This is a genomic window from Xenorhabdus sp. SGI 60, assembly GCF_056632175.1.
The window spans coordinates 1,509,403-1,526,030 of sequence record NZ_CP196860.1 but is presented as its reverse complement, the minus strand read 5'-3'; the positions used below and the strand labels follow the sequence as shown (position 1 = coordinate 1,526,030).

General features: G+C 44.0%; 17 protein-coding genes. 2 read left to right on the top strand and 15 right to left on the bottom strand.

The genetic code is table 11. The annotated features are described in order from the left end of the window. Positions 1-32: 32 nt before the first annotated feature. The 14 genes from hinT to yceD all read right to left on the bottom strand — a co-directional run bounded on the left by hinT (position 33) and on the right by yceD (position 10,989). On the bottom strand, positions 33-383 hold the full coding sequence (gene hinT, locus ACSJJG_RS07370) for a purine nucleoside phosphoramidase (RefSeq protein WP_047767386.1): 351 nt from the start codon (positions 381-383) through the stop codon (positions 33-35). Positions 384-436: 53 nt separating this feature from the next. Beyond that, on the bottom strand, positions 437-1,222 hold the full coding sequence (locus ACSJJG_RS07365) for a metal-dependent hydrolase (protein ID WP_481088963.1): 786 nt from the start codon (positions 1,220-1,222) through the stop codon (positions 437-439). Positions 1,223-1,244: 22 nt separating this feature from the next. Then, positions 1,245-2,261 (bottom strand): DNA polymerase III subunit delta', encoded by a 1,017-nt coding sequence (gene holB, locus ACSJJG_RS07360; RefSeq protein ID WP_481088962.1) that lies wholly within the window; start codon positions 2,259-2,261, stop codon positions 1,245-1,247. Further along, entirely contained in the window at positions 2,254-2,886 is a 633-nt protein-coding gene (gene tmk, locus ACSJJG_RS07355) for a dTMP kinase (RefSeq protein ID WP_481088961.1), read from the bottom strand. Before tmk ends, holB begins: the two co-directional genes overlap by 8 nt. Next, positions 2,883-3,908: an endolytic transglycosylase MltG gene (mltG, locus tag ACSJJG_RS07350; protein ID WP_481088960.1), complete on the bottom strand. Its 1,026-nt coding sequence runs from the start codon at positions 3,906-3,908 to the stop codon at positions 2,883-2,885. The genes tmk and mltG overlap by 4 nt, the downstream gene beginning before the upstream one ends. A 39-nt stretch (positions 3,909-3,947) precedes the next feature. Beyond that, positions 3,948-4,775, bottom strand: a complete 828-nt coding sequence (pabC, locus tag ACSJJG_RS07345) for an aminodeoxychorismate lyase (protein WP_481088959.1) — start codon at positions 4,773-4,775, stop codon at positions 3,948-3,950. A gap of 68 nt (positions 4,776-4,843) precedes the next feature. Next, entirely contained in the window at positions 4,844-6,085 is a 1,242-nt protein-coding gene (fabF, locus tag ACSJJG_RS07340; RefSeq protein WP_481088958.1) for a beta-ketoacyl-ACP synthase II, read from the bottom strand. A 74-nt stretch (positions 6,086-6,159) separates the two neighbouring features. Continuing rightward, positions 6,160-6,396, bottom strand: a complete 237-nt coding sequence (gene acpP / locus ACSJJG_RS07335; RefSeq protein WP_012989255.1) for an acyl carrier protein — start codon at positions 6,394-6,396, stop codon at positions 6,160-6,162. 149 nt (positions 6,397-6,545) lie between these two features. Further along, the gene (fabG, locus tag ACSJJG_RS07330; RefSeq protein WP_481088957.1) at positions 6,546-7,280 is read right to left on the bottom strand and encodes a 3-oxoacyl-ACP reductase FabG; all 735 of its coding nucleotides are present in this window, start codon (positions 7,278-7,280) and stop codon (positions 6,546-6,548) included. A gap of 11 nt (positions 7,281-7,291) precedes the next feature. After that, a complete protein-coding gene (gene fabD / locus ACSJJG_RS07325) occupies positions 7,292-8,221 on the bottom strand; it encodes an ACP S-malonyltransferase (protein ID WP_481088956.1) in 930 nt (309 codons plus the stop codon). An 18-nt stretch (positions 8,222-8,239) separates the two neighbouring features. Next, entirely contained in the window at positions 8,240-9,193 is a 954-nt protein-coding gene (locus ACSJJG_RS07320; RefSeq protein ID WP_481088955.1) for a beta-ketoacyl-ACP synthase III, read from the bottom strand. A 6-nt stretch (positions 9,194-9,199) separates the two neighbouring features. Next, entirely contained in the window at positions 9,200-10,252 is a 1,053-nt protein-coding gene (gene plsX / locus ACSJJG_RS07315) for a phosphate acyltransferase PlsX (RefSeq protein WP_481088954.1), read from the bottom strand. 29 nt (positions 10,253-10,281) lie between these two features. After that, complete coding sequence (gene rpmF / locus ACSJJG_RS07310) at positions 10,282-10,452, bottom strand: 50S ribosomal protein L32 (RefSeq protein ID WP_004240653.1); 171 nt, start codon at positions 10,450-10,452, stop codon at positions 10,282-10,284. A 12-nt stretch (positions 10,453-10,464) separates the two neighbouring features. Next, on the bottom strand, positions 10,465-10,989 hold the full coding sequence (gene yceD, locus ACSJJG_RS07305) for a 23S rRNA accumulation protein YceD (protein ID WP_481088953.1): 525 nt from the start codon (positions 10,987-10,989) through the stop codon (positions 10,465-10,467). 145 nt (positions 10,990-11,134) lie between these two features. Here yceD and ACSJJG_RS07300 point away from each other — a divergent pair, with 145 nt between their 5' ends. After that, a complete protein-coding gene (locus ACSJJG_RS07300) occupies positions 11,135-11,728 on the top strand; it encodes a Maf family protein (protein WP_481088952.1) in 594 nt (197 codons plus the stop codon). Here the strand turns inward: ACSJJG_RS07300 and rluC are convergent. Next, complete coding sequence (gene rluC, locus ACSJJG_RS07295) at positions 11,722-12,678, bottom strand: 23S rRNA pseudouridine(955/2504/2580) synthase RluC (protein WP_481088951.1); 957 nt, start codon at positions 12,676-12,678, stop codon at positions 11,722-11,724. The genes ACSJJG_RS07300 and rluC overlap by 7 nt on opposite strands. A gap of 554 nt (positions 12,679-13,232) precedes the next feature. Between rluC and rne the strand changes: the two genes are divergently transcribed. Then, entirely contained in the window at positions 13,233-16,481 is a 3,249-nt protein-coding gene (gene rne / locus ACSJJG_RS07290; protein ID WP_481088950.1) for a ribonuclease E, read from the top strand. Positions 16,482-16,628: the final 147 nt, after the last annotated feature.

The window sequence follows — 16,628 nt, the reverse complement described above, 5'->3', positions numbered from 1 at the left end:
CTACTTTGTACCGATATTCACAAATTAGGTTATTATTTTGCTAATAGCGGTCCCAATGGACGGCCACCGACTAAATGCATGTGGATATGGAAAACTTCCTGCCCAGAATGGCGATTACAGTTCATGATCAGGCGATAGCCATCTTCTGCAATGCCTTCCTCTTTTGCTATTTTCGCAGCTACGGTAAACAGACGTCCTAAGGCCAGTTCATGATCGGCAGTAACATCATTAACCGTTGGGATCAATACATTGGGTACGATCAAAACATGGGTTGGTGCCTGAGGGGAAATGTCACGAAATGCCGTGACCAAATCATCCTGATAAATAATATCAGAAGGAATTTCTCGACGGATGATTTTACTGAAAATAGTTTCTTCTGCCATTTTACTTCTCCTGTTTGTTATGAGACCTAAAGACACAGTGTGGCACAGCTAACTTAGTTTTCTTTAATATCGATATGAAACAGTTCACAAAAATTTCTGGTCGTCACTGCCGCCAATTTATCAATACTGACACCTTTCAATACTGCCATGTATTCAGCAACATCACGTACATAAGCTGGCTGATTTTGTTTGCCACGATGGGGAACCGGCGCCAGATAAGGTGAATCGGTTTCCACCAGAATGCGATCCAGTGGCACATATCTTGCCGCTTCACGGATCTGTTCGGCATTACGGAAGGTGACAATACCAGAAAAAGAGAGATAAAAACCCAAATCCAGCAGCGCCTTTGCCGTTTCTTTATCTTCCGTGAAACAGTGCAACACGCCACCACAATCCTGGACTTTTTCTTCCCGCAAAACCATCAATGTATCGTCTCTTGCGTCACGGGTATGCACAATCACTGGCTTATTTAATTCACGGCCAATGCGAATATGTTCACGAAATGAAGTTCTCTGGAGTTCAGCATTTTCTTGCTGATAATAATAATCCAGGCCAGTTTCCCCCATTGCAACGACTTCTTCATCCGCAGCCAGTCGGGCAAGCTCTTCGAAATCGTAACCTTCATCCAAATTCAATGGGTGGATGCCACAGGAATACGCGACGTTTTCCCGCTTACCAATCAATTCCTTCATTTGCCGGAAACCAGGCAACGTGGTTGCCACCGCCAGCATATACTTCACATCCCGTTTGGCCGCTTTCGCCACAACATCATCTACACTTTGGTGCAGCGTTTCATAATCAAGGCAATCGAGATGACAATGTGAATCAACTAAAAACATAATAGGCTCGTATCTAACTAAGTTACTGTGCGGGACAAAATTGCCTTTCCCAATTGAGTAATTGTTCCGTTAACAACAATTCCCGATTGACTCCCACCACAGATAATAATTGATGACGACAATGTACCCAGTCATCAACTGTATTTAATAATGTTTCCATACTTTGGCGAGAAGCAAGATAATGAATCAAAACCTGCTGATCTTGGTTGATACAGTAATTCTGCGCCTGCTGCCGCCATTTTACTGCATCGGATAATAAGCTGATCAACCAATGCAAAGATTGCAGCACATCATCACGATTCAGTAATGGTAAAAGTGTCAGGGTATCACATTTATGCAATGCCTGTTCAATCGCCTGGCAAAGTGAATTCCTCTGCTGCCATTTTTCAGTTTGGAGTAGTTGCTCCGCGGCCAACGGCGCTCCCTGAGAAAGTTTCAATGCTGTTTGTGCATCCAAAGAGGATATCGCTGGAAGCTGTTTTTGTAGCCAATAAAGCCCCGTCGAGACTTCAGGGACTGGCACAAAATAGTAAAAACAGCGGCTGCGTAGTGTTGCCAGCAAATTTATAGGGCTATGACATTGCAACAAGAAATAGGTGTTTTGCGGCGGTTCTTCCAACGTTTTCAATAAGGCGTTAGAAGCAGCATCAGTCAGGGATTCTGCGGATGTGATCCAGGCAATTTTGGCTCCCCCTTGCTGAGAATATTCATAGAGCTTCTCACTGAGCTGACGGACTGCATCTACCCCAATGACATTTTTTCCCTTCTCAGGTGCAAGAACATGCCAGTCAGAATGAGTTTCTGCCAACATCAAATGACAGCCGTGGCATTTGCCACAGCTTTTAATGCCCTGTTTATTCTGACACATTAACCAGCGACTCAAACCATACAATAATGCATCAGCCCCCATTCCTGCATGAGCATGAAGCAAAATAGCATGATGCCCACGCCCCTGTTGATGGAGTTCAACTAACTGACGGTATGCATGATTGAGCCACGGATACCAGTTCTTGTCTGAATTTCCTGTGCTTTTAGTCAATGTTCTTTAACCAGGCAAGTAAGGTATGGCGAATATCACCCTGCACTTTTTCCAGTGGCTGGGTCGCATCAATCTTTTTGATACTGTCATCTTTCGCCATAAGTTCGAGATATTTTGTACGAGTGCGGTGGAAAAAGTCTAAGGACTCCTTTTCAATCCGATCCAATTCACCGCGCTCAAGAGCACGTTGTAAGCCCACTTCTGGTGGTACATCAAGATAAAGGGTTAAATCTGGAGAGAAATCGCCCAATGCAGCACTGCGTAGTGACGCCATCAAGTGCTGATCGATGCCCCGGCCTCCTCCCTGATAAGCCTGAGATGAGAGATCATGACGATCACCAATGACCCACGTTCCCTTTATCAAAGCTGGCTTGATAATATTTTCTACCAATTGAACTCTGGCAGCATATAACATTAATAGTTCTGCTTTATCTGTCAGTGATTCTCCTTCAACCCCTTGTTTAATCAGCTCACGTAATTTTTCTGCTAACGGCGTCCCGCCAGGTTCACGGGTAAGAGCCAAATCAGAAATACCTTGCTGTTTCAAGGTTTCAACCACTGTTTGGATTGCCGTTGTTTTTCCAGCACCCTCAAGCCCTTCAATTACAATAAATTTGCTACTCATTTATCCTGCTTTAACCTTTGGCGATAAAGACTTACTGCCTTATTATGTGCTACCAGATTGGTGGTGAATGTATGCCCGCCATCGCCATTCGCCACAAAATATAAATATTCTGTGACAGCGGGATGTGCTGCGGCCTTAATTGAAGCCAAACCTGACATGGCAATAGGGGTTGGTGGCAACCCATCAATCATATACGTATTGTATGGTGTAAATGTGTTGAGATTACTGCGAAAAATCGTACCCACATATTTATCTCCCAATCCATAAATCACTGTTGGATCAGTTTGCAGTTTCATCTTTAACCGTAGACGATTCACGAATACAGAGGCAACTTTGGTTCGTTCAGATTCAATTGCCGTCTCTTTTTCAATAATAGAGGCCATGATCAACATTTCATAGGCACTTTTATATGGCAGGTTCTTTCCCCTGTTTTCCCATTCCTGCCCGACGACTGTTTTCATTTTGTTATGTGCTCGTTTAAGCAACTCCAAGTCACTCGTGCCTGCTGTATACAAATAGGTATCAGGATAAAACCAACCTTCCAGTGACTCGCCTTCTTTCATGCCTAAAGCATTAAGCAGCTCTTTCGGCGTCTTATTTTCTATTTCATGCTTTAAGTATGGCGCATTTTGCAATATTTTAGACCAATCAGATAAACGGCTGCCTTCAACAAAGCGAATGGTAAACTGAGTTTCTTTGCCACTAGCAAACAGTTGCAGGACAGACTTCAAAGACATCCCTTTTTGCAAACGGTAAGTGCCAGCCTTGAACTTTGCCAACTCTGGTTTAAAGCGAAACAGCCATGGCAATAATTGACTATCTTCAATCAATTTGTACTGGGTCAGTAAGGCTTGCAGTCCAGTGCGCCCAGTTCCCGCCGGCACCGTAAATATAAGCTCCTGGCTAAGATTAATCTCTTGATCAGCAAAGTTCTCTATTTTCTTCATAAAAGAAAAAAAGACGATCACAGCGATCGCAATAAATAATCCGGACAGAATGAAAATGTGCTTTTTTAGTTTCATTCGGTAATCACTTTATTTGTGCTTCTGAATACTAATTCGCTAAGGTTTTAAACATTCAGGTAATAAATATTCATGCAACTCTCTTGATTGATATTTCCATGCAGGTTGATTTTTATGCGCTTGAATTTGACTTACTGGCAGCACTGGCATTAAGGAATTACAGATAATCACTTCGTCTGCATAAGCCAACGCTTCGGGATAGCGCATAACACATGATAAGCTATAATCACTTTCCGCTAACAATTCGATGATCTTTTGTCGCATAATCCCTTCTACCCCACACTGGCTGAGATCAGGTGTATAAACATTTTTGCCTTTTCGCCAGAAGATATTGGCAGTGCCGCATTCAACCAATAAGCCATCACTATCAAGTACCAGGGCTTCATCTGCTCCTGATTGTTCAATAAACCGTTTGATCAAAACCTGCTCCAAACGATTTAAGTGCTTAATACCAGCCAGATAGGGATTAATTCCCATTGGAATGGAGCTAAGAGTCAATGACACACCTTTTTGACGCTGAGTTACATATCGTTCAGGATATGAACTCAAAGACAAGATCTGGGTAGGCGTAATCGTGTCAGCAAAACCATAACCACGGCCTCCCGTACCTCTGGAAAGAATGATTTTCAAAACACCGGAATCACACCCTTTCACTACCTGTTTAATATGGTTCTCAAGTTGGAACCAATCCAGTGTTGGCATAAAGAGTTTTTCAACACCTTTCTGCAACCGTTTTATATGCAAAGGTAGCAAAACCGGTATCCCTTGCTCAACCTTTATTGTGGTAAAACAGCCGTCACCAAACTGCACCGCACGATCATTAACAGGTATATGATCGCACTGATTACCATTAATCCAATACGTCATGTTAACTTCTTATTTTTGATAAAAAAGCCCCAACATTTGTCGGGGCTTTTCATAAACACAAAGTGATTTTAGATCTTGCGGAAAATCAATGACCCGTTGGTGCCACCGAAACCAAAAGAGTTACACAATGCGTATTCCATTCCTTCAACGTTACGCGCTGTGCCTGGAACTAAATCCAAACGACAGTTCTCATCCTGATTCTCCAGGTTAATGGTTGGAGGAACAATCTGATCACACAGAGAAAGAATAGTGAAAATAGATTCAATCGCGCCTGCTGCACCTAGCAAGTGGCCTGTCATTGATTTGGTAGAACTCACTAATACTTTAGTGCCTTCACCAAAAACAGCCTCCACTGCACGAGCTTCTGCAAGATCACCCACTTGCGTAGATGTACCATGGGCATTGATGTAACTTACCTGCTCTGGTGAAATTCCCGCATCATTCAGGGCATTTTCCATTGCTAAAGCAGCGCCTGCGCCATCTTCAGGAGGCGATGTCATATGATAAGCATCGCTGCTCATGCCAAAACCAACAACTTCAGCATAGATTTTGGCACCGCGTTTTTTGGCATGTTCATACTCTTCAAGCACAACGACACCTGCACCATCACCCAGCACAAAGCCATCACGATCTTTATCCCAAGGGCGGCTTGCCCTTTGAGGATCATCATTACGGGTTGACAATGCACGTGCAGCACCAAATCCAGCAACTCCAAACTCAGTACTCGCTTTTTCTGCACCGCCCGCCAGCATAATGTCAGCATCATTATAGGCAATGATGCGAGCCGCATGGCCAATATTATGTACGCCAGAAGTACAAGCTGTTGCAATGGAGATGCTCGGGCCACGAAGGCCATACAGAATGCTCAAATGGCCCGCCACCATATTAATGATGGTTGAAGGTACAAAGAATGGGCTAACCTTACGTGGCCCTGCCGATAGCAGTGTGCTGTGATTTTCTTCGATCAGCCCTAACCCACCAATACCAGAACCAATAGCAGCACCAAAGCGGCCAGCATTGGCTTCTGTTACTTCGATTCCTGCATCTTCAATAGCTTGCTTGCCAGCAGCAATACCATACTGAATGAAGAGATCCATTTTCCGTGCTTCTTTGCGCGAAATATTGAAATCTTCATGATTAAAATTCTTCACCAAACCTGCAAACTTAGTTGCATGGTTACAGGTATCAAAATGTTCGATAAGGCCGATACCACTCTGTCCGGCACAAACAGCATTCCAGGAAGACTCTACTGTATTGCCGACAGGAGATAACATGCCTAGTCCGGTCACGACTACTCGACGCTTAGACACGGTTATCCTCCAGGGAGGGAAAAAATTTGGGACGAAAAACATAGGCGGTCGAACGACCGCCTAGGTATGTGTGCCTATTTACCTGCGTTTTCAACGTAGTCAATAGCAGCTTGAACTGTAGTGATTTTTTCAGCTTCTTCGTCTGGGATCTCGATATCGAACTCTTCTTCCAGAGCCATTACCAGTTCAACTGTGTCAAGAGAATCAGCGCCCAAGTCATCAACAAATGAAGCTGTGTTCACAACTTCTTCCTCTTTAACACCCAGTTGTTCAACGATGATTTTCTTAACGCGTTCGTCGATAGTGCTCATACTATTAAATTTCCTATCAAAACTCGCTTTTGCGATGGTTTTCGTAGTTTATAAAATACAGGAAAAGATGCAACCAAATCCCGGCTGGTCGAACCACGATCTGCTTTTTTGTATAAAAAATACATCAAAAACAGTAGGTTCGCTCATTTTTAGATCATGTACATGCCACCATTGACATGCAATGTTTCACCCGTGATGTAAGCGGCCTCGTCAGAAGCAAGAAACGCTACAGCACTGGCAATTTCCTTTGCATCACCAAGACGATTAGCAGGTATTCCAGCAGCAATGCCTGCACGTTGTTCGTCTGTCAACGCTCTGGTCATATCAGTTTCGATAAAACCAGGTGCAACAACGTTAACAGTGATGCCACGGGAAGCGACTTCACGAGCCAATGATTTACTAAAACCAATAACTCCTGCTTTCGCTGCCGCGTAATTCGCCTGTCCCGCATTTCCCATTGTTCCAACAACAGAGCCAATAGAAATAATACGTCCATAACGTTTTTTCATCATAGAGCGCATTACTGCTTTTGACAGACGAAAAATCGAAGAAAGATTAGTGTCAATAATATCTTGCCACTCATCATCTTTCATGCGCATCAACAAGTTATCACGAGTGATGCCTGCATTATTAACTAAAATGTCTATTTCACCAAATTCAGCACGAATATTCGAGAGTGCATTTTCAATGGATTCTGAATCTGTGACATCTAGTACAAAACCTTTACCTTTATCACCAAGAAAGGCACTGATTGTTTCAGCACCTTTCTCACTGGTTGCGGTACCAACAACACATGCACCACGTTCAACCAATAATTCTGCAATCGCGCGACCTATGCCACGGCTCGCGCCAGTGACCAGCGCAATTCTTCCATCAAAGCTCATTTTTTCCCCAGTTATTTGTTCAGAGCAACTGTGAGTGATGATACATCATTTACTGCTACAGCACTTAAAGTATCAACAATACGTTTCGTTAACCCAGTGAGTACCTTACCTGGCCCAATTTCTAACAATTGTTCAACCCCAAGCCCTGCAATATATTCAACTGATTCTGCCCAACGTACAGGATTATACAACTGACAAACCAACGCGTCCCGAATAGCATCAGCAGATTTTTCTACTTTTACATCGACGTTATTCACGACAGGGAATTGCGGCTGGTTAAACTCAACGTCTTGCAATGCAGCCGCCAGTTGTTCAGCAGCAGATTTCATCAATGCACAATGCGAAGGCACACTAACGGATAGTGGCAATGCCCGTTTTGCGCCTGCGGCCTTACATGCCGCTCCCGCACGCTCTACAGCCTCTTTTTCACCTGCGATAACCACCTGCCCAGGTGAATTAAAATTAACCGGCGAAACAATCTGACCTTGTGCTGACTCTTCACATGCCTTTGCAATGGATTCATTATCTAAACCGATAATGGCATACATTGCTCCCTGCCCTTCTGGTACAGCTTCCTGCATCAACTTCCCGCGCAATTCAACAAGTTTAACGGCTTGCTGGAAATCAATCACGCCAGCACAGACCAGTGCAGAATATTCGCCAAGGCTATGGCCTGCCATTATGGAAGGCGCCTTACCGCCTTTCTCCTGCCATACACGCCAAATCGCCACTGAAGCTGTCAGCAATGCAGGTTGAGTTTTCCAGGTTTTATTCAGTTCTTCTATCGGTCCTTGCTGAACCAACGTCCATAAATCATATCCCAAAACCGCAGAAGCCTCTGCGAACGTTTGCTCAACCAGTGGAAATTGTGCGGCTAAATCAGCCAACATACCCAGAGATTGAGAACCTTGGCCGGGAAACACCATTGCAAAATCAGACATGTTTATTTTCCTGTTAAATTAAAAACGTACCAGCGCTGAGCCCCAGGTAAAGCCACCGCCAAATGCTTCAAGTAAAACAAGTTGGCCGCGTTGGATCCTTCCATCACGTACCGCTTCATCGAATGCTGTCGGAACAGATGCTGCCGAGGTGTTGCCATGACGATCCAAAGTGATGACCACTTTATCCATAGTCATATCTAATTTCTTGGCAGTTGCTGCAATGATACGCAAGTTCGCCTGATGTGGCACCAGCCAATCAAGCTGAGAGTGAGGAATATTATTCGCTTCTAATGTTTCATCAACAATATTAGCCAATTCACGAACAGCCACTTTAAAGACTTCATTGCCTGCCATAGTCACATATTCTGGAGTATCACACTCCACTCGGCTTTGATGAGGCAATGACAGTAAGTCACCATAACGGCCATCAGCATGAAGATGGGTGGACAAAATGCCGGGTTCCTCTGAAGCGCCGACAACCATGGCTCCTGCTCCATCGCCGAAAAGAATAACTGTGCTGCGATCTTTAGGATCGACGACTCTTGAAATAATGTCAGAGCCAATCACCAGTGCATGTTTAGCCGCACCTGTTTTAATAAATTTATCGACAACACTTAACGCGTAAGTAAAGCCGGCACAAGCTGCTGCAACGTCAAAAGCCGCAACGCCCGGAATGCCCAACAACTGCTGAATTTGGCAAGCTGCACTTGGGAAAGCATGAGTTGAACTTGTTGTTGCAACAACGATTAAGTCAATTTGTGCTTTATCGATGCCCGCCATTTCAATGGCCTTTTCAGCAGCGTTGAAACCCAAAATTGCAACATTTTCATCTTCAGCCGCAATACGGCGTTCACGAATGCCCGTCCGAGTGACAATCCACTCGTCAGACGTATCAACCATTTTTTCTAAATCTGCGTTAGTACGCACCTGAGCAGGCAAATAACTGCCCGTACCTAAGATCTTTGTATACATTTATGTTTATTCACTCTTGGGTAATACTGCATCCAGCCGGGCAGCGATTCTGTCTGGAACTTGCTTCTCTATAGCTTGAATGGCTTGATCAATAGCAGCCTTGAAAGCATGTTCATTAGCAGCACCGTGACTTTTTATAACGATGCCACGCAATCCTAGTAACGTTGCTCCGTTATACTGGTCAGGGTTTAGATGGCCAAACCGTTTGGTTATCTGTCTTAGTAACCATTTTTTAACTATCTTCATCTTGAATAGTTTCATCAACCAAGATGATTTTTTCTGCTGACCATCCGGTGACTTTACCAGAGATAAGATCACTCTAATCGCACCTTCCATTGTTTTCAGCGTAACATTACCTGCGAAGCCGTCACATACGAGCACGTCTGTTTTTCCCGTCAGTAACTCATTTCCTTCCACATACCCGATGTAATTAATCGTTGGGATATTACGCAAGGTTATAGCGGCTTCGCGGATATTATCCAGCCCTTTGGATTCCTCTTCCCCGATATTAAGTAACGCAACACGTGGATCATCCACACCAGCAACATACTCCGCCATTACGGAACCCATAATCGCAAACTGAACTAACATGCTGCTATTACAATTAATATTAGCGCCTAAATCTAATACAACTGTCTTCTGCTGTTTTAGATTAGGTATCACCGTCATCAATGCAGGCCGTTCAATACCTTCAATGGATTTCAGCATCAATTTAGCCAATCCCATCAAAGCCCCTGTATTTCCTGCACTGACACAAGCCTGTGCTTTGCCCGACTTAACTAAGTCTAGTGCTATACGCATTGAAGTACCGTGACTGGAACGGATGGCCTGAGATGGCCTTGCATCGTTGGAAACGATATGTTCCGCAGGGACAATTTGCAAGCGGCTAAGCAGCTCGGCATTTTGATTTGCAAGCAAAGGAAAGATGGTTTCGGGATTGCCGACCAACAATAGCTTCAGTTGTGGATTAGATGCCAGTGCCTGCAATGCAGCAGGCACCGTAACGCGAGGACCAAAGTCCCCACCCATAGCATCTAACGCTAAGGTTAGATTAGCCAAGATATCAACTTGCTAATGATTAGCTGAAATTACTTGTTGATTACCTTGCGGCCACGGTAGTAGCCATCAGCAGTCACGTGATGACGCAGGTGAGTTTCACCAGAAGTTTTGTCTACAGAGACAAGTGTTGCAGACAGGGCGTCATGAGAACGACGCATACCACGCTTAGAACGAGTTGGTTTATTCTGTTGTACGGCCATTGACCTTACTCCTTAAGTACTTTTCTTTAAACTGGCTAATACGGCAAACGGGTTTGGCTTTTCTGCTTCAGGAGGCAGCGTACCAAACACCATGTCCGCGTCGGACACTTCACAGTGTTCAGAATCATGTACCGGAACCACCGGCAGAGATAGAATTATTTCATCTTCAATCATTGCCAGCAAATCTATTTCGCCAAATTCGTTAACGTTTATTGGCTCATACTCTTCCGGTAATGCCTCAGCCTGCTCATCATTGACGACCGGGCTAAAACAATACGTTGTGTGAACATGATGACTGAAATTACTGCCACAGCGCTGACAGGTAAGCGTAACATCCACTTCGGAATGCCCTTTTACAACTGCCAGACGCTGATTATCAATTTCAAATGATAATGAGCTATCTACATCACCATCCACATTGACCACAGTTTCTGCAAGACGAGAAACTTGCTCAGCAGAGTAACTACCATGGTAATCCAATCTTTTCTGGGCTGCTCGAAGTGCATCAATGGTCAGGGGTAATTTTACCTTTTGCATAAGGCGCGCATATTATCTTTGTAATGAGACATAGTCAAAGAAAAAGGCCACACATCTGCGCCTTTCCGTCAAATATTCGCTTATTAAGCGGCATATAGTTTAAAATGCCTGCAAATATTTCTCTACGTATTTTATGGAAAAAAAGATGCTTCCGATTGTTTTATCGTCAACTTCCGAATATCGCCGCCGATTGCTAGAAAAGCTAGGATTACCTTTTACCTGTGCTTCTCCCAATATTGATGAAAGCCCGCTGGAAAACGAAAGTCCAAAACAATTGGTAACGCGACTGTCACATGCAAAAGCTCGCACATTACAGCGGGAGTATTCCGGCCACCTAATTATAGCGTCAGATCAAGTTTGTGTTTTGGATGACAAAGTCACCGGCAAACCCCATAATTTTGAGAATGCTTTCTTACAATTGAAAAAAGCCAGTGGAAAATGTGTCACTTTTTATACAGGCATTACCTTATTCAATAGCAAAACAGAAGTGGTTGATACTCGTTGTGAGCTATTCCATGTCTATTTCAGAGATCTGACAGAAACAGAAATTACTTATTATCTCAACAAAGAAAAACCCTTCAATTGCGCAGGTAGTTTTAAAAGCGAAGGCTTAGGCATTACATTATTCGAAAAACTTGACGGCAAAGATCCAAACACACTGATCGGCTTACCATTAATAACGTTGACAGAAATGCTTATCCGTCAGGGGATAAACCCACTGACGGTATGCTATCAATGATGATTATGCCGCAATATTCTTAAACATTTCCGCAACCTATCATCCATTGGGGCTTCGAAACGCAGCGTTTCCCCCGTGGATGGATGGGTGAACTTTAATGAGCTGGCATGTAAGAACAATCGGTTAAGTCCTGTTTCTGCAAGTTGGGCATCAAATGTTCTGTCACCATAGCGACCATCAAACGCAATAGGATGACCGGCATGTAAAGAGTGCACGCGGATCTGGTGAGTTCGCCCTGTCACTGGGCTTGCTCGCATCAATGTTGCAAACGCATATCGTTCTTCAACTTTAAAACGTGTTTCAGACGGTTTGCCTTCTTTACTGACTTTAACCACCCTTTCTCCACTTTGCAGGATGTTTTTCAATAAAGGGGCTTCTACAACTTTACAATGGGATTGCCATTGCCCACGCACTAGCGCCAAATAGTCTTTTTGCATCTGTTTCAAGCGTAATTGTTCATGCAATGCCCGCAATGCAGAACGTTTTTTCGCAATCAACAAAATACCCGATGTATCGCGGTCAAGCCGATGCACCAGTTCAAGAAAGCGTGCTTCAGGACGCAAAGCCCGCAATCCTTCTATCACGCCAAAACTCAGGCCACTGCCCCCGTGTACTGCGGTTCCTGAGGGTTTGTTTATGACTAAAATATGGTCATCTTCATACAAGATACATTCCGCCAAAGCAGCAACCTTATCCAGCTTGACAGATATAGGTGTTTCTTGTTTTTCTGCGACTCTAATTGGCGGGATCCTGATGACATCACCTTCTGTCAATTTATATTCAGGCTTAATTCTTCCTTTGTTGACTCGAACTTCACCTTTACGCAAGATCCGATAAATCATGCTCTTAGGTACGCCTTTTAAACGGGCCAACAAAAAGTTATCAATTCGCTGACCGGCATATTCGTCATCAATCGTGACAAACTGTACAATTTGATTATCTGTTTTCATGGGTGAGATTCTAATAATCCAACAAACAGAGCGCCACTCATTTTTAACTATGTCTAAATAACAGCCATTTTTCCTACCTCATTGTTTCAGATGACTTAGGATAAAGACTAAATATTAACAACTTATCACTATTTCCTAATAAAAAACCTGTAAAGCGATAAAGTCACCTTGCTATCACCCCAATAGCAATGGAATAATGCTTTCTGGCCACGGTTTACTAAACTATGAATGGCAAGATTGAAATTGTTTGTTATCTGTTTGATCGAGCAAAAACGCAGCAATGGCATAAGACGTAATGTTCGATCAAATAATTTATGGGCTGCGGGTGGCAGCTTACTGGATTGGGCAAAATCTGTACCTATTTATTACAGTGCCCCAATAAAGAGTACTGTGTTCAAATGAAATTCAGACTCGCCGACAAATAGGCGCCTCTATACAAACGATAGCCGTGAGGCTGACGGTTTTGTAAAAGACACGAGGCCATCGGTAACTAGTAGCTCGCCTCTTTTTTACTCGCAGCTCTATATTCATGTAAAAATAATGAGTAAGTTAGAATGAAAAGAATGTTAATCAACGCAACCCAGCAGGAAGAGTTGCGTGTTGCCCTTGTTGATGGGCAACGTCTTTATGATTTGGATATTGAAAGCCCTGGACACGAGCAGAAAAAGGCAAATATATATAAAGGGAAAATTACTCGAATTGAACCTAGCCTGGAAGCTGCTTTTGTTGATTACGGAGCGGAACGTCATGGTTTCCTACCCATAAAAGAAATTGCTCGCGAATATTTCCCAAGTAATTATCACTCCCATGGTCGCCCTAACATTAAGGATATCCTTAAAGAAGGCCAGGAAGTCATCGTCCAAGTTGATAAAGAAGAACGAGGCAACAAAGGGGCAGCTTTAACAACCTTTATTAGTTTGGCTGGCAGCTATTTAGTCCTGATGCCAAATAACCCAAGAGCAGGCGGAATTTCTCGCCGCATTGAGGGTGATGATCGCATCGAATTAAAAGAAGCGCTTTCTTCTCTTGAAGTTCCAGAAGGCATGGGGCTTATCGTTCGTACCGCAGGTGTCGGCAAATCAGCTGAAGCTTTGCAGGGAGATTTAAACTTCCGCCTGAAACATTGGGAAGCCATCAAAAAAGCCGCCGACAGCCACACCGCTCCCTTCCTGATCCACCAGGAAAGTAATGTGATCGTACGCGCATTCCGTGACTATCTGCGCCCAGATATTGGGGAAATCTTGATTGACAACCCTAAAATCCTCGATTTGGCACGCCAACACATCACTGCCCTGGGACGCCCGGATTTTGCCAGTAAAATCAAACTGTACAGTGGTGAAGTCCCTCTGTTCAGCCATTATCAAATAGAATCGCAAATCGAATCGGCCTTCCAGCGTGAAGTTCGGTTACCTTCCGGCGGCTCTGTCGTCATTGATACGACTGAAGCTTTAACGGCTATCGATATCAACTCATCCCGTTCAACTCGTGGTGGTGATATTGAAGAAACGGCATTTAATACCAACCTGGAAGCTGCTGATGAAATTTCACGCCAATTGCGTCTGCGTGACCTCGGTGGCCTGATTGTTATCGATTTCATTGACATGACTCCAGTGCGTCATCAACGTGAAGTTGAAAATCGGCTACGTGACGCAGTAAGACAAGATCGCGCTCGTATTCAAATCGGCCGAATTTCCCGCTTTGGCTTACTGGAGATGTCACGCCAGCGTTTAAGCCCATCCTTGGGTGAATCCAGCCACCATGTCTGCCCGCGTTGTAGCGGCACCGGCACTATTCGTGATAATGAATCACTGTCCCTGTCAATTCTGCGTTTAATCGAAGAAGAAGCGCTAAAAGAAAACACACATCAGGTTCATGCCATTGTTCCCGTGCAGATCGCCTCTTACTTACTGAATGAGAAACGTCAGGCAGTCAGCGCCATTGAGCATCGCCAAGGTGGTGTTGGTGTTGTCATTGTTCCAAATGATCAAATGCAAACGCCACATTTCTCTGTCTTACGTGTACGTAAAGGCGAAGAAATTTCAACGTTGAGCTATTTACTTCCACAACTGCATGAAGCGGAAATGATAAATGCTCAGGACGATATTCAGCATGAACGCAAACGTCCAGAGCAACCAGCCATTTCAACTTTTGATCTGCCAGCAGAAGCAGAACCGGCAACAACAAAAGTAAAAACAAAAGAGAAAAAAGTAGTCACCAGTAACCAAAAACAGACAGAAAAACCCGGTTTGTTTAGCCGATTCTTGAGTACCCTGAAAAAGATGTTCAGTGGTGAAGAAGAAAAACAAACCCAAGAAAGGGGCAAAAAATCGTCTGGTAATGATAATCGGCGCTCATCAGAGCGTCGCAACCCACGCCGTCAGAATCAGCGTCGCGAAGGTGAAGCACGTAATAACCGTGAACGTGATGAACAGCGCAAGAGCCGTAATGCCCAGCAGAACAATGTCCAGGATAGCACTGTGCTGGATAACGAAGCTCGTGAAGCACAGCAGCAGCAACGCCGTGAACAACGTGCTGAACGTCAACGTCGCCGTCAAGAAGAAAAACGGCAGCAGCAACTGGAAGCTAAGGCTCAACAGACCATCAATCGACCTGACATTGTCGAAGAAGAAGTTGAAGAGCGTCAGCCAGTCATGCCTCGCCGTCAGCGCCGTCAGCTGGAGCAAAAAGTACGTATCACTGACGAATTGAGACAAGAAACTAATATTGTGGCCTTACCGGCTGTAATGCCTGAATCTGTATCTGTATCTGTATCAGAAAACGCTCACAAAGAGACAAAAACGTCTGTACCAGCCGTTATTGATACGCATGTTGAAGCAGCTAACCAACCTGAAATGCCACAAAATACAGATTCACAAAACTCTGCATCACAAGCTGTTATTTCACAAAATAATGAGCAGCAAGACAACATAATGCCGCGTCGTTCCCGCCGTTCCCCACGTCACTTACGTGTCAGCGGTCAGCGTCGTCGCCGCTACCGTGATGAACGCAATCTGACTCAATCGCCAGTACCATTGAGAATGGCTGTTGTATCGCCAGAACTGGCATCAGGCAAAGTATGGGTTCGTTATCCTGTTACTCCGGTGACCATTACTGAACCTGAAATCCCGGCTTCTGTTGATGTGATTAGCGAAACGGTTGAAGAAAAAACAATACCTGTACAACCGGAAAAAGTTATTCTGATGCCATCAATCACAGAATCAGCACCAACGACAACAGTGTCTCACGTCGAAATAGCAGAACAACAAGACAGCATTACTCATGATGATAATGTGAAATTTGTTGTTGATAGCGTTTCCATCGTGACACCAGCAGAGCCGGAATTAGAAAAGCCTAACGTTTCAGAATCAGCTAACGTGGAACCTGTCATCAATCATGATGAAAAACATTGGTCAGAAATTTTAGCGGATGAAGAATCACATATTCTGGTATCACTGGATGCTGAAAAAATGCGCCACACGGTAGAGTCCATCATTATGACGTCGATTGTTGAACAGGAACATCATGAAGAACAGCCAACTGTTGCAACGGAAATGTGCCCTAAGGCAGAGGAAGTTAAAACGGAAAAGAAAACAGTTGTTGAGTCTTCGATTATCGTGGAAAAAAATCATCACGCTTATTCCCCAATGACGAAGGCTCCAGCACCAGATATGATGACTAAGCCTGTGATTATCACTGAATGGCAACGCCCTGCTTATCCATTCAAAGGTAAAGGCGGTGCTGGCGGGCATTCTGCAACAAGTATTGCAACTTCTGCTATGTCTAAACCACAGCTATTCAAATAATCGGATACTGTGATTTGAATTTAATGGCTCCCTGGATTGGGAGCCATTTTTTTACCTTACCCACAAACAAAAACGAATTACCTTCATTCCTTTCAATCAATTATTCCAATAAACTTAAATGGTTATCATTTAAAATAGTTAATTTTA

What these genes read in the sequence shown, in the direction of transcription:
- hinT (WP_047767386.1), bottom strand. Translation starts at nt 383, where the DNA reads ATGGCAGAAGAAACTATTTTCAGTAAAATCATCCGTCGAGAAATTCCT.
- ACSJJG_RS07365 (WP_481088963.1), bottom strand. Translation starts at nt 1,222, where the DNA reads ATGTTTTTAGTTGATTCACATTGTCATCTCGATTGCCTTGATTATGAA.
- tmk (WP_481088961.1), bottom strand. Translation starts at nt 2,886, where the DNA reads ATGAGTAGCAAATTTATTGTAATTGAAGGGCTTGAGGGTGCTGGAAAA.
- mltG (WP_481088960.1), bottom strand. Translation starts at nt 3,908, where the DNA reads ATGAAACTAAAAAAGCACATTTTCATTCTGTCCGGATTATTTATTGCG.
- pabC (WP_481088959.1), bottom strand. Translation starts at nt 4,775, where the DNA reads ATGACGTATTGGATTAATGGTAATCAGTGCGATCATATACCTGTTAAT.
- acpP (WP_012989255.1), bottom strand. Translation starts at nt 6,396, where the DNA reads ATGAGCACTATCGACGAACGCGTTAAGAAAATCATCGTTGAACAACTG.
- fabG (WP_481088957.1), bottom strand. Translation starts at nt 7,280, where the DNA reads ATGAGCTTTGATGGAAGAATTGCGCTGGTCACTGGCGCGAGCCGTGGC.
- fabD (WP_481088956.1), bottom strand. Translation starts at nt 8,221, where the DNA reads ATGTCTGATTTTGCAATGGTGTTTCCCGGCCAAGGTTCTCAATCTCTG.
- ACSJJG_RS07320 (WP_481088955.1), bottom strand. Translation starts at nt 9,193, where the DNA reads ATGTATACAAAGATCTTAGGTACGGGCAGTTATTTGCCTGCTCAGGTG.
- rpmF (WP_004240653.1), bottom strand. Translation starts at nt 10,452, where the DNA reads ATGGCCGTACAACAGAATAAACCAACTCGTTCTAAGCGTGGTATGCGT.
- yceD (WP_481088953.1), bottom strand. Translation starts at nt 10,989, where the DNA reads ATGCAAAAGGTAAAATTACCCCTGACCATTGATGCACTTCGAGCAGCC.
- ACSJJG_RS07300 (WP_481088952.1), top strand. Translation starts at nt 11,135, where the DNA reads ATGCTTCCGATTGTTTTATCGTCAACTTCCGAATATCGCCGCCGATTG.
- rluC (WP_481088951.1), bottom strand. Translation starts at nt 12,678, where the DNA reads ATGAAAACAGATAATCAAATTGTACAGTTTGTCACGATTGATGACGAA.
- rne (WP_481088950.1), top strand. Translation starts at nt 13,233, where the DNA reads ATGAAAAGAATGTTAATCAACGCAACCCAGCAGGAAGAGTTGCGTGTT.